This is a genomic window from Erwinia sp. AK-PDG3-5, from assembly GCF_056821705.1.
Map to the genome: position 1 here is coordinate 879,402 of NZ_CM165967.1, position 12,118 is coordinate 891,519.

12 protein-coding genes are annotated in these 12,118 nt (G+C 53.8%); 11 read left to right on the forward strand and 1 reads right to left on the reverse strand.

Going from position 1 to position 12,118, the window contains the following annotated elements:
- Positions 1 to 399 precede the first annotated feature (399 nt).
- Genes AC1UKS_RS04030 through spt form a run of 4 tightly spaced genes read left to right on the forward strand, consistent with a single transcriptional unit; the run spans position 400 to position 4,497 of the window.
- A complete protein-coding gene (locus AC1UKS_RS04030) occupies positions 400 to 2,133 on the forward strand; it encodes a fatty acyl-AMP ligase (protein ID WP_482435882.1) in 1,734 nt (577 codons plus the stop codon).
- Positions 2,133 to 3,047, forward strand: coding sequence for an NAD-dependent epimerase/dehydratase family protein (locus tag AC1UKS_RS04035; RefSeq protein WP_482435884.1), 915 nt, complete (start codon positions 2,133 to 2,135; stop codon positions 3,045 to 3,047). Before AC1UKS_RS04030 ends, AC1UKS_RS04035 begins: the two co-directional genes overlap by 1 nt.
- Positions 3,048 to 3,077: 30 nt before the next feature.
- Positions 3,078 to 3,338, forward strand: coding sequence for an acyl carrier protein (locus AC1UKS_RS04040; RefSeq protein ID WP_053143570.1), 261 nt, complete (start codon positions 3,078 to 3,080; stop codon positions 3,336 to 3,338).
- Positions 3,325 to 4,497, forward strand: coding sequence for a serine palmitoyltransferase (gene spt / locus AC1UKS_RS04045; RefSeq protein ID WP_482435887.1), 1,173 nt, complete (start codon positions 3,325 to 3,327; stop codon positions 4,495 to 4,497). The genes AC1UKS_RS04040 and spt overlap by 14 nt, the downstream gene beginning before the upstream one ends.
- A 51-nt stretch (positions 4,498 to 4,548) precedes the next feature.
- Here spt and AC1UKS_RS04050 read toward each other — a convergent pair whose 3' ends face one another.
- Positions 4,549 to 5,283, reverse strand: a complete 735-nt coding sequence (locus AC1UKS_RS04050) for a dTMP kinase (RefSeq protein ID WP_482435888.1) — start codon at positions 5,281 to 5,283, stop codon at positions 4,549 to 4,551.
- Between the two features lie 351 nt (positions 5,284 to 5,634).
- Here AC1UKS_RS04050 and AC1UKS_RS04055 point away from each other — a divergent pair, with 351 nt between their 5' ends.
- From AC1UKS_RS04055 to lptG, 7 genes are all read left to right on the forward strand, one after another.
- On the forward strand, positions 5,635 to 6,393 hold the full coding sequence (locus AC1UKS_RS04055; RefSeq protein WP_482435889.1) for a nucleoside/nucleotide kinase family protein: 759 nt from the start codon (positions 5,635 to 5,637) through the stop codon (positions 6,391 to 6,393).
- Positions 6,377 to 7,126, forward strand: coding sequence for a nucleoside/nucleotide kinase family protein (locus AC1UKS_RS04060; RefSeq protein ID WP_482435890.1), 750 nt, complete (start codon positions 6,377 to 6,379; stop codon positions 7,124 to 7,126). Before AC1UKS_RS04055 ends, AC1UKS_RS04060 begins: the two co-directional genes overlap by 17 nt.
- A complete protein-coding gene (locus tag AC1UKS_RS04065; protein WP_482435891.1) occupies positions 7,123 to 8,466 on the forward strand; it encodes a lipopolysaccharide biosynthesis protein in 1,344 nt (447 codons plus the stop codon). Before AC1UKS_RS04060 ends, AC1UKS_RS04065 begins: the two co-directional genes overlap by 4 nt.
- Positions 8,459 to 9,292 (forward strand): hypothetical protein, encoded by an 834-nt coding sequence (locus AC1UKS_RS04070; RefSeq protein ID WP_482435892.1) that lies wholly within the window; start codon positions 8,459 to 8,461, stop codon positions 9,290 to 9,292. Before AC1UKS_RS04065 ends, AC1UKS_RS04070 begins: the two co-directional genes overlap by 8 nt.
- A gap of 26 nt (positions 9,293 to 9,318) precedes the next feature.
- On the forward strand, positions 9,319 to 9,867 hold the full coding sequence (locus AC1UKS_RS04075; RefSeq protein ID WP_482435893.1) for a YtfJ family protein: 549 nt from the start codon (positions 9,319 to 9,321) through the stop codon (positions 9,865 to 9,867).
- A 64-nt stretch (positions 9,868 to 9,931) separates the two neighbouring features.
- Positions 9,932 to 11,002, forward strand: coding sequence for an LPS export ABC transporter permease LptF (gene lptF / locus AC1UKS_RS04080; RefSeq protein WP_482435894.1), 1,071 nt, complete (start codon positions 9,932 to 9,934; stop codon positions 11,000 to 11,002).
- Positions 10,999 to 12,084 (forward strand): LPS export ABC transporter permease LptG, encoded by a 1,086-nt coding sequence (lptG, locus tag AC1UKS_RS04085; protein ID WP_482435895.1) that lies wholly within the window; start codon positions 10,999 to 11,001, stop codon positions 12,082 to 12,084. The genes lptF and lptG overlap by 4 nt, the downstream gene beginning before the upstream one ends.
- Positions 12,085 to 12,118: the final 34 nt, after the last annotated feature.

Here is a 12,118-nt window from a genome sequence, read left to right on the forward strand (position 1 = left end):
GTTCTATTAGTTTTGTAAAGACCTTTGACCCTTTGCAGTCTACTGATTTTCTTTTTCTGACGTGAAGCTATTTTTTATCACTTAATGCTTTTGTCATAATCATCGTGAATCAGCTATTCACTTTTAACCGGGTTCCGGCTACTGTTTATGAAGTGTTTAGGTTCGGTAATGAACGTGAGAAGACGCGGAAATATAACGTTGCGTCCTGAACATAAATGCCAGTGAGACTCTTTTTCTTTAGTCATGGGTGGTTTGCGAAAGCTTAACTGCTTGCGAAGCTAATGGCGGAATAAAAAAGAGTTAAATAACGGATTATAAAAAAATTCATAATAAAACATCAACTCTCTCACCAACCTTGCCTGTCGCATTTGGTGATTTGAATCTATGGCTGATTTGTCTATGTCTGAAACGAGCTCAACCCATTCTCTTCCTATGCGCTATGCCGATTTCGGCTCACTGGTGGAGGCGTTAGATTACGCCGCCCAGGGCCGCACAGGAATGAACTTCTATGACCGTCGCAATCAACTGGTGGGCGTGTTGGAATATCGTGCGCTGAAAGAGCGGGCGATAAGTGGCGCTCGTCGTCTGCTGTCGCTGGATCTGAAAAAGGGCGACCGTGTTGCGCTGATCGCAGAGACCAGCGTCGGTTTTGTCGAAGCGTTCTTTGCCTGCCAGTATGCCGGTCTGGTCGCGGTCCCGCTGGCCATTCCGATGGGGATCGGGCAGCGTGCTTCGTATGTCACCAAGCTGAAAGGATTGATTTCCAGCTGCGCACCGGCGGCGATTATCAGCAGTGAAGAGTGGGTGCCGTTAATCAGCTCAGCCACAGAAAATGCACCGCCTCCACACATTCTCAGCAATGCCGAATTCAATGCCTTGCCGGAACGGGATATTGCGCTCGACAAGCCTGCAGCCGATGATATTGCCTACCTGCAATATACCTCCGGCAGCACCCGTTTCCCGCGCGGGGTGATTATTACCCAGCGTTCGGTGATGGCGAATCTGCAGGTTATCAGCCATGACGGAATCAAATTACGCGCTGGCGACCGCTGCGTTTCCTGGCTGCCGTTCTATCACGATATGGGGCTGGTGGGTTTCCTACTAACGCCAGTGGCGACGCAGCTTTCCGTCGATTATCTGCGGACGCAAGATTTCGCCATGCGGCCTTTGCAGTGGTTGAAACTGATCGACAAAAATCGTGGCACGGTCACCGTCGCGCCGCCTTTTGGTTACGATCTGTGCCTGCGTCGCAGCAACATGAAGGAGCTGGCCGGGCTGGACCTTTCCAGCTGGCGCGTGGCCGGCGTCGGCGCGGAACCTATTCCTGCCGAATTACTCAAGCAGTTCGGTGAGCACTTCAGCGAACTCAGCTTTAATCCCAACGCTTTTATGCCTTGCTACGGCTTAGCTGAAAACACGCTCGCGGTCAGTTTCTCGGAAGAGAACGCCGGGGCGCAAATTCATGAGATCGACCGTGAAGTGCTGGAATATGAAGGCCGGGCCGTCGCGCCAGGCAAAAATACCCTGGCCACCTCATCCTTTGTGAATTGCGGCAGAGCCTTGCCTGGGCATCGCATCGATATTCGTAGTGAAAATGGAACGACGTTGCCGGAACATCAGGTTGGGCATATTTATATTTCAGGCCCCAGCCTGATGAACGGTTATTTCCGTGACGATGTTTCGCAGCAAATGATCAAGGCGACGGGCTGGATGGATACCGGCGATTTGGGTTATCTGTCAGGCGGAAATCTGTATGTCACCGGCCGCAAGAAAGACTTAATTATTATTCGTGGCCGTAATATCTGGCCGCAGGATATTGAATATGTTGCTGAAGCAGAACCGGAAATTCATGCCGGCGATGCGATTGCGTTTGTCACCGAAGAGCACGGTGAGGGCGCCAGAATTATATTGCAGATCCAGTGCCGGATCGGTTCTGAAGAACGCCGTGAGCAGATTGTTCACTCGCTGTCGGCCAGCATTCAAAGCGAATTCGGCGTGGCGGTGGATATCGAACTTCTGCCGCCTCACAGCATTCCACGCACCTCGTCAGGGAAACCTGCGCGCGCTGAAGCGAAAAAACGCTGGTTATCCGCAGCACTCTATCCGGCGGTGCAACTGGCTGGGCTGGCCTGATGAGCACCACGGTCGCAGTGACGGGCGCAACGGGTTTCATTGGGAAACACATCGTCGGGAATCTGCTGTCGCGAGGCTTCAGGGTGCGGGCGTTAACCCGCACACCGCAACCCTCCACCGACGACAATCTGGTGTGGATCCAGGGTTCGCTGGAAGATCAAGCTTCGCTCTGGGAGTTGGTGCGCGGGGCAACCAGTGTCGTTCACTGCGCAGGGCAGGTGCGCGGCAGTTCGCAAAATACCTTCACTCAATGCAACGTTAACGGCAGCGTCGGCCTGATGCAGGCTGCCCGGTTAAGCGGCAGCTGTAAGCGATTCCTGTTCCTGTCGTCTCTGGCGGCCCGCCATCCTCAACTGTCCTGGTATGCGCGATCGAAATTTGTCGCCGAGCGCGAGCTGATCTCAATGGCCGTAGGCATGTCTCTGGGTATATTCCGCCCGACGGCGGTTTATGGACCGGGCGATAAAGAATTGAAACCGGTTTTCGACTGGCTGTTACGCGGCGTGCTTCCCCGACTGGGCTCGCCAGAAGCGAAGCTCTCGTTTCTGCACGTCAGCGATCTTGCCGAAGCCGTCAGCCAGTGGCTGGTTGCCGACGTGCCGGAGACGCAAACCTGCGAACTCTGTGATGGCGTGCAGGGCGGTTACAACTGGCTGCGATTGAAGGCGATCGGTTCAGCGGTGCGCGGAGGTCCGGTGCGGTTGCTGGGCGTGCCGTTGCCAGCGCTTAAGTTCTTTGCCGACGTCAGTATGTTGTGGAACCGGCTGGCCAGAAAAGAGCCGATGCTGACGCACAGCAAAATCCGCGAATTAACCCATCAGGACTGGTCGGCAAGCAACACATCTTTATCCGAAACCATTCACTGGTTTCCAGAGGTCAGTCTGGAACGCGCGCTGCGTGAAAGACTGTTTTAATTCTTACGAGTAGAGGTTTTCAACGTTCTTATGCTAAATCGCGACGAAGTGATGGATTATATTCTTACCTGCTTACAGGACATCGTTAAGGGCGGGGTGGATGTCAGGCCGGACAGCGATCTCGTCAACGATCTTGGCCTGGAATCGATCAGAGTGCTGGATTTGCTGATGATGCTGGAAGACAAACTGGATATTTCTATTCCGATTAATATTCTGCTGGATGTCAGAACGCCTGAGCAACTGCTTGTCGCGCTGCAACCTCACCTGGAGAGCGCCAATGGGCCTGTATAATAAGTTTTCACGCCTCGCGGGTGAGCGTGAGCAGTTCCAGACGTCCGGACTGAATCCTTTTGGAACCTGTATCGATGAGATTTACTCCGCGACGGAAGGGCGCATCGGTGACCAGAAAATTGTGCTGGCCGGAACCAACAATTATCTTGGACTGACCTTTGATGCGCAGGCCATCGCTGACGGCCAGGCCGCTTTAGCCCTGCAGGGAACCGGCACCACCGGCTCGCGTATGGCAAACGGCAGCTACGGTTCACACCTGGCACTGGAGCAGGAGCTGGCGACCTTTTTCAACCGCCCCTGTGCCATCGTTTTCTCCACGGGCTATACGGCTAACCTCGCCGTCATCAGCACACTTGCGGGCCCTGGCGCGGTGGTGCTGATTGATGCCGACAGCCACGCCAGTATTTATGATGCCTGTGCGTTGGGCGGCGCTGAAATTATCCGTTTCCGTCACAACGATGCTAACGACCTGGAACGCCGGATGGTCCGTCTGGGCGAACGGGCAAAAGAGGCGATCATCATCGTCGAAGGCATTTACAGCATGCTCGGCGACGTGGCCCCACTGGTGGAAATTGTCGATATCAAGCGCCGGTTTGGCGGGTATTTGCTGGTCGACGAAGCCCATTCCTTCGGCGTGATGGGCGAAAACGGTCGCGGTCTGGCCGAAGAGCTGGGTGTGGAAGAAGAGGTCGATATTATCCTCGGCACCTTCAGCAAAAGCCTGGCGTCGATAGGTGGCTTTGCCGTGGGCAGTAAAGCCATGGACGTGCTGCGCTACAGCAGTCGGCCCTATATTTTCACCGCGTCACCTTCGCCATCCAGCATTGCTTCGGTGCGTGCCTCCCTGCAGAAAATCGCCCAGCAGCCTGAATTACGCAAAAAGCTGTGGAGCAATGCCAACCGTCTTTATAACGGGCTGGCGCAAATCGGTTATGAGCTGGGGCCACGGATCAGTCCGGTGGTGCCGGTGATGATTGGCTCGAAAGAAGATGGCCTGAATTTCTGGCGCGATCTGATTGCGAAAGGGGTTTACGTCAACCTGGTTTTGCCGCCGGCGGCGCCGTCTGGCGTCACGCTGCTGCGCTGTAGCGTCAATGCGGCACACAGTGATGAAGAGATCGATAAAATCATTCAGGCGTTTGCGGAACTGAAAAAGTAACCGCGCATTCCCTGCTCATGCAGAGCAGGGAATGCAGGATGAAAGCGGAGGTTATTGCGAGTGGGCGACCGATTCACCTTCATAAACCGACAGGTAACCCTGTGTAGCCATAAATTCAGAGATAGCCTGTTCCGCTGCGGCAATCACCTGATCGATCGGTTTATTCGCATCAATATCAACCAGCGGTGCGCCTTCAAACGTCAGTAGCGGTGTGGCAGCCACTTTTTTACTGAGTTGTTCGCGGCGGTGATCGGGCTTACGTGCGCAGGCGACGTCAAGATCCACATTCAGTTTGATCACCAGGTCTGGCTTATGCGCCGCCATCCACCTGAAGGCAGAACGCTCGCGACCGGCCATCCATTTTACCAGGCCGTTGCCTTTGGTGTCTGGCGGGAACACCGTTCCGTCATAGGCACCGGGAATTTGCGCCTGAGGAAAACGGTCGGTTAATACGATGAGCCCTTGTCGACGATAAGCCAGCATGCGGCGAAAACGTAATAAGCGGCGCACAACAAAAGTCATGATCACCACCGACGGCAACAGACCCAGTTTGGTCTTTTTTGTTTTCACTTTTTTGGTATTACGCTCGATGGCACGTTCAAGGGATTTGCCCATTAGAGGCAGTTGTGACACGGCGCGTCCGACATTTCCGGCCTGTTTACCGAGGTGAACGTGTACAGCAGGACCGTATTTTTTGACGTGAACAATCAAATGTTCACAGACAGTAGACTTTCCGGAGCCATCACTGCCAATTACCGCAATAAGCGGCGGGAGTCTGGAGGTCATAATACTTTGCTCTTTATTAATACTGAATGAAATGTACCATTTTGACCGCAAGAAGTCGTTAGCGAGGTATGGTTATAAAATGCTACTTGTTGGTAACGCCGTGGGCGGAAAATTAAATCAGGTGGTTGCGTTTTTTCTGAGTGATTTATTCTGTTGTTGAGCGGATAAATATACGTCTCAGGGCAAGAGTTTATGAATTTTAGAGCACGAAATAATAAGAAAAATAGCGTGAAAAGATGGTTTGGATGCCCGCTTAGCCGGTATTTAACAATACCTGCTACCCGGTGATAAATGACTTGAACCCATAGAGGAACAGAATAAAATGGTTTTTTTACCTGTGGATAGCTTGTTGTGCGCCAGAAAATAAATTCCCAGTCGCGTTATTCCCCGGTGCGCGTAATCGCTATTACAGGTTGTGATGGTTCCGGAAAATCGACGTTAGCTGCCAGTCTGGTTAAGCACTTCTCTTCGCAACAGCCGACGGAATTTCTCTATCTCGGTCAGTCATCAGGATTGATAGGAAAGTGGATCGCCGATCTGCCAATCATTGGTGCGCCGTTTGGCCGCTATTTGCTGAAGAAATCCGATCGCGTTCACCAGCGTCCTTCCACGCCTCCCGGCAATGTTACCGCGCTGGTGATTTTTCTGCTCTCTTTCTGGCGATCTTATAAGTTCTGGAAAATGCTCAGAAAAAATTGCCATGGTCAGTTGCTGATCGCCGACCGCTACCCGCAGGCCGAAGTGCCGGGCTTCCGTTTTGATGGACCGCAGTTGGCCAAAACCCACGGCGGAAATCGTTGGATTGGTTGGCTCAGGAATAAAGAGCAAAAGCTCTATCAATGGATGGCCTCATATCCGCCATTGTTATTAATCCGTCTGGATATTGATGCGCAGACAGCGCATGCCCGCAAACCCGATCATTCGCTCGCCGCGCTGCACGAGAAAATTGCCGTTATTCCTCATCTGACTTTTAATGGCGCAACCATTCTCGATCTGGATGGTCGGGAGCCGGCAAATAAAATTCTGGATGAATCATTACGTGCGATTCAGGCCTCATTAACCTATTCAGAGACAGAGTTATTTCATGACCATCATGCTGAAGAAAATTAACAACGGGCGTGCAGAAAATGACGTGGACGACTCTTCTTTCTGTATTCCGGGGCTTATTGCGGTTGTCGGCAGTGACGGTACCGGAAAATCGACGCTGACGGCTGATTTAGTCAGGAATTTGCAAAAGCAAAGGGTAACGGAACGCCGTTATTTAGGTCTGATATCCGGTGAGGATGGCGATAAAATTAAACGCTTACCGGTTATTGGTGTCTGGCTTGAACGTCGGTTGGCGGCAAAATCGGATAAAACGCAGCGCATGAGTAATAAGCCTCCGGCACTGTGGGCGGCTCTGATTATGTACGGTTTTTCATTGTGGCGTTCGTCGAATTTACAGAAAGCGATACGTCTTGCGCAGAGCGGCGTACTGGTGATCAGCGATCGTTATCCTCAGGCTGAAATATCGGGTTTTTATTATGATGGTCCCGGCATTGGCGTGGAACGGGCAAAAGGCTGGTTAATGAGCCGACTGGCCGAAAGTGAACGACGCTTATATCAGCAGATGGCGTTGATTCGTCCGCAGCTTATTTTGCGTCTGGATATTGATGTGGATACCGCCTATGCGCGTAAACCGGACCACAGTTATGAAGAGTTAGAAGATAAAATTTCTGCCATGGTCAGAATTCAGTACAACGGTTCGCGCATTATCGAACTGGATGCGCGCGCGCCTTACGAGGAAGTGCTGGCGAAAGCGCTGGATTCGATCACGGCTGTTGCCGCCGGTTCCACATCATGAAGCACTGGTTTAAGGATGGCGCCTTTCGCACGATGTTGAAAAATGCCGCTTATCTTGGATCCGGCAGTGTGGCAAGTGCCCTGCTGGGCCTGGTGGCGCTTTCCTGTGCCGGCAAAGGCATGTCGACAGAAATGTTTGGCGTACTGGTGGTTATTCAGGCTTATACCAAAGCGGTCAGTGATTTAATTAAGTTCCAGACCTGGCAATTCGTGGTGCAATTTGGCACCCCGGCACTGGAAGGCAAGAATATCTCCCGCTTTCGCGACGTGATTTCATTCTCCTTTGGGCTCGATATCCTTAGCAGCGTCGTGGCTGTATTGGGTGGAATGGCGCTGCTGCCTTTCCTTTCACACTCGCTGGGTCTGGATATTCACAGCCTGTGGCTGGCGGTGCTTTACTGCACGTTAATTCCGTCGATGACCTCGTCCACGCCGACCGGTATTTTGCGGGCGTTCAACCGCTTCGACTTAATTGCCGTGCAGCAGGCGATTAAGCCGTTCCTGCAGGCGGTCGGCAGTCTCTTCTGCTTCTATTTCGAGCTGGGTTTCCCCGGTTTTATTATTACCTGGTACGTTTCCAACCTGATTGGCGGCACGCTGTTTTGGTGGTTCGCCGCGCGCGAGCTGCGTTCCAGAGAGATTCATAATGCGTTAACTCCCCGACTGATGAAGACCGCTCGCCGAATTGAAGGCGCGTGGGACTTTGTCTGGACGACCAATTTCGCCCATACGATTTGGGCGGCGCGAAATTCCTGCAGTACGGTGTTGGTTGGCATCGTTTTAGGTCCGGCGGCGGCCGGCCTGTTTAAAATTGCGCTGACCTTCTTTGATGCCACCGGCACGCCGGCCAAGCTGATGGAGAAAAGCTTTTACCCGGAAATCATGCGCCTCGATCCGCGCACCAGCAAGCCGTGGCAGCTCGGCCTGCGCTCCGCACTGTTTGCGGGTGGCATCGGGGTGGCGGTGGCGGTGCTGGTATTGGTCGTCGGCAAGCCGCTGATTTCCGTGGTCTTCGGCTATAAATATTTGCAGGCCTATGACCTGATGCAAATTATGCTCGGTGCGATCATCGTTTCTATGCTGGGCTTCCCGCAGGAATCCTTGCTGTTTATGGCGGGCAAGCAGCGGGCATTCCTGATTGTGCAGACGATTTCTTCGGCCTGTTATATTGCGCTGCTGATCGGCATGTCGCACTTTTTCGGCGTTCAGGGCGCGGCGTTTGCCTATTTTGCAGGGCAATCCTTAGACGTATTACTCACGATGATCCCGACGTTACATGCCTGGCGCCATCGCAATGCCCTGCGGTTTACCCTGCCTCAAGAGAGTCAACAAAATGGATAATAACTGGAAGAAATTTCCCGTCGAAACCACGGAATTGTTATTTGCCGCCGTGGAAGAGGATGACATCGTTGATGCGAATTTCAGTCTGCCGCAGCAGATCGCGTTGCCGTGCTCTCAGGAAGGGCTGCGAAATAATTATGCGCTCTGCCTGCAATTCTGGCAGGACGGCTTTTCCCGTGAGGAGTTACTGGGTCTGGTAAACGACTTCCTCAGAGGACGTGACATGTCGGCGTCGACGCGTTTACGCTACAAATATATTCGCGCGCGTTATAAGCATTTACGTTTTGCTCAGCGTCTGTATGGCAAAAAACATCAGTCGGGTCGTCTGTTCCATCTGACCACCGTGCTTCTTGGCCACTTCCAGGATGCGTTCCGCAATGGCAATAAAAAGAACCTGAATCTCTACGGCAATATTCTGCGGGTGTTCCTCAGCAAGCCGATCTGGTCACAGGTCAGCCATGGCCTGCGTCATCTTAAGTTAGAAACCGAAAGCGGATTTATTGCCTATCGTCAGGATCAGTTGCGGCAACTGCAAACGTTGATTGCCAACCCAATGCTGACCGGCAAAGAGTTTCACGACGTCCGCAAAATCGTCAGTCAGCAGGTCTCCTTCTACGACACCCTGAGATCCCTCGATCCTGAAAACCTCGAAGCGCGGAAAATTTCCCGCTTTATGGCCGCGATTAACGGGCTGATGGGTGACCGGCATGATGTGATGGTGGCCGACAAGCTGTCTGGCGGTAAATCCTACGACGCGCCTGCGGTATTGGATATCGATATCCGCCAGCGGCTGGAATCCCTGCTCGCCAGGTTTCACGCGCAGTGATCAACGCCGGGATGCTTCGCAAGTCGATGGCCCTGGTCTTGCTGTTGCTGCCATTCGCGGCATCCGCCCATAACTTTATTTATGGCCAACCCGTTGCGCCCGTGGCAATTGCCGACCGTGGGGAGTTGATCCTCAGGGAAGGGGAATTCAACTATCAAGGCTGGAACAGCGGCGAACTGGCGGGAAAGGTACGGGTTGTGCAGTACATCGCGGGCCGTACGTCGGCGAAAAAGAAAAACTCGCTGCTTATCACCGCCGTTAAAGAGGCGCAGTTTCCCGAGGATCGCTTCCAGCCCACCACCATTGTTAACACCGATGACGCCATCCCCGGCTCCGGTTTCTTCGTCCGCGGAAAGATTGAGAAGAACAAAAGGAATTATCCCTGGGCACAGTTCGTTGTCGACAGCGACGGCATCGGGCGGAAAACCTGGCAGCTCCCTGAAGAGAGCTCCACCATTTTAGTGCTCGATCGGGAAGGGCGCGTACGCTGGGCGAAAGATGGGTCGCTGAGCCCGACCGAAGTCAGCGATGTGATCGGCCTGGTGCAAAAGCTGATCGGCAGCGGCCAATCATGATGTGCAACCTGACGATGAGCCCCGTGGAGAAAAGCGGCTGGCCTGGCGCGAAAGGAGAACCGTTGTGTCGCTGATTGAACGCTATATCACGGTTGAAATTCGTCGGCTGGTGATGGTTATCGTCGGTTTTCTGGTGGTGATGTTCGCCAGTTATTCCGCACAGCGCTACCTGACCGATGCGGCCAATGGCACGCTTGCGTTGCAGGTGGTGTTTGATGTCGTCTGCTACAAAGTATTGATTGCGCTGGAGATGCTGCTGCCGGTTGGACTGTATGTTGCCACCGCCGTCGCGCTGGGCCAGCTTTACACTGACTCCGAAATCACCGCAATACTTGCCGCCGGTGCCAGCCCGGCTCGCCTGTATAAAGCGGTGCTGTTTTTAGCGATTCCACTGGCGGTGGTGGTGACGCTGCTGTCTCTTTACGGCCGTCCGTGGGCGTATGGCAATATCTACCGGCTGGAGCAACAGTCGCAGTCGGTGCTGGATGTCAGCCATTTACAGGCCAATAAATTTAACGTTAATGGCAGCGGCAGAATGGTGATGGCCAGCCGCATCGAGCCTGCCAGTCATCAGCTTACCGACGCGTTGATTTACTCCCGCTCCGGGAAAAATACCAACCTGTACCGGGCGCATTCGGTGGTGGTCACCGATCCTTCACCGGCCACTCCCAGCGTAAACCTGAAGAACGGCACGGCGTATGTGTTGGATCGCGAGGGGGCGCAGGACAATATGCAGCATTACCACAGCCTCAATATCGCGTTGAAACCCTTTATTGAAAGTCAGGAAGTCAGGCGAAAGTCGGCTCCCGTGGCCGAGTTAAGGCGGTCGTCGGATCCGGCAGATAAAGCAGAACTGCAGTGGCGGGAAAGCCGCGGCCTCAGCACCTTATTGATGGTGCTGTTAGCCATCCCGCTCAGCCGCACCAAACCCCGGCAGGGACGCTACGCCACCTTACTGCCGCTGACGCTGCTGTTTACCGCCATTTTTTATGGTGGCAACGTCTGCCGCACGCTGGTAGCCAATGGTTCGCTGCCTGCCATCCCCGGCGTGTGGCTGGTTCCGCTGGTGATGCTGATTGGCTTAGCCTGCTGTATTGCGCGCGATTTCTCTCTGCTGCGGAAATTCTCCCGATGACTATTTTCAGCCGCTATCTGATGCGGAATATCTTTATCGGATTTGCTGCGGCCGCGGGTTTGCTGATCCCGCTGTTCACCACCTTCAACCTGATTAACGAACTCGATGATGTGGCGCCGGGCGGCTATCGCTGGACGCAGGCGCTGCTGGTGGTCGTGATGACCTTACCGCGCAGCCTGGTGGATCTTGCGCCCTTTGTTGCCTTGCTGGGCGGCATTGTCGGGCTGGGGCAGCTCTCCAAGAGTCTGGAACTTACCGCTATCCGCACCGCCGGGTTTTCGATCTCCAGCATTGCGCGGGTGATGTTCTGCGCCGGACTGGTGATGACCCTGACGCTCGGCGCGGTAGATGAGTGGGTGGCCGCTCCGTTGCAACAGCGGGCGTTGCAGATAAAAAATGTCGCGATGGCGAAAGCAGAAAGTGACTCCGATGCCGGCAATGCGCTGTGGGCGAGGAGTCAGGATGACTTTGTGACGGTGCAATCGTTGGATAATCACAACCAGCCGGTGGGGATCGAAATCTTCAGCTGGCAGCCCGACCTGACGTTGAAGTCCTATATTTTTGCGCAGAGCGCGACCATCGCCGGAAAGGGCATGTGGACGCTACACAATGTCACCGAAAAGCGCTGGGATAAGCAGCAGGAAACCGTCAGTAATCTGCCAGAAATGCAGTGGCATTCGCTGTTTTCGGGTGAAGATTTGAAGAGGCTCACGTTGCCCGCAGAAAGTTTCTCGGCCCGACAGCTCGCTGACTATATTGTCTATCTGCACAAAACCGCGCAGCCAAGCCTGGAGTATGAAAGTGCCTTGTGGCAGAAAGCGGGGCGGCCCATTTTGATTCTGGCAATGATCCTGCTGGCGGTTCCCTTCACCTTCAGCACGCCGCGTGCGCCGGGACTGGGAAGTCGCTTAGCGCTGGGCGTAATCGTCGGGCTGGTGACCTGGATTGTTTACCAGATCGTTCTTAATCTCGGGATTTTGTTCTTAATCAATGCCCAGCTCACCACGCTGGTGCCGCCGGTGTTATTGCTGGGGCTGGCGGTTGGATTGATCTATCGCTTCGATCGGCGGCTAAAGTATTAGGTACTGAGTCTGACAATCCGAGCAGACCGCTCCC

Bases quoted from the DNA above. Each gene is read 5' to 3' on its own strand.
- AC1UKS_RS04030 (WP_482435882.1), top strand. From the start codon at position 400: ATGTCTGAAACGAGCTCAACCCATTCTCTTCCTATGCGCTATGCCGAT.
- AC1UKS_RS04035 (WP_482435884.1), top strand. From the start codon at position 2,133: ATGAGCACCACGGTCGCAGTGACGGGCGCAACGGGTTTCATTGGGAAA.
- AC1UKS_RS04040 (WP_053143570.1), top strand. From the start codon at position 3,078: ATGCTAAATCGCGACGAAGTGATGGATTATATTCTTACCTGCTTACAG.
- spt (WP_482435887.1), top strand. From the start codon at position 3,325: ATGGGCCTGTATAATAAGTTTTCACGCCTCGCGGGTGAGCGTGAGCAG.
- AC1UKS_RS04050 (WP_482435888.1), bottom strand. From the start codon at position 5,283: ATGACCTCCAGACTCCCGCCGCTTATTGCGGTAATTGGCAGTGATGGC.
- AC1UKS_RS04060 (WP_482435890.1), top strand. From the start codon at position 6,377: ATGCTGAAGAAAATTAACAACGGGCGTGCAGAAAATGACGTGGACGAC.
- AC1UKS_RS04065 (WP_482435891.1), top strand. From the start codon at position 7,123: ATGAAGCACTGGTTTAAGGATGGCGCCTTTCGCACGATGTTGAAAAAT.
- AC1UKS_RS04070 (WP_482435892.1), top strand. From the start codon at position 8,459: ATGGATAATAACTGGAAGAAATTTCCCGTCGAAACCACGGAATTGTTA.
- AC1UKS_RS04075 (WP_482435893.1), top strand. From the start codon at position 9,319: ATGGCCCTGGTCTTGCTGTTGCTGCCATTCGCGGCATCCGCCCATAAC.
- lptG (WP_482435895.1), top strand. From the start codon at position 10,999: ATGACTATTTTCAGCCGCTATCTGATGCGGAATATCTTTATCGGATTT.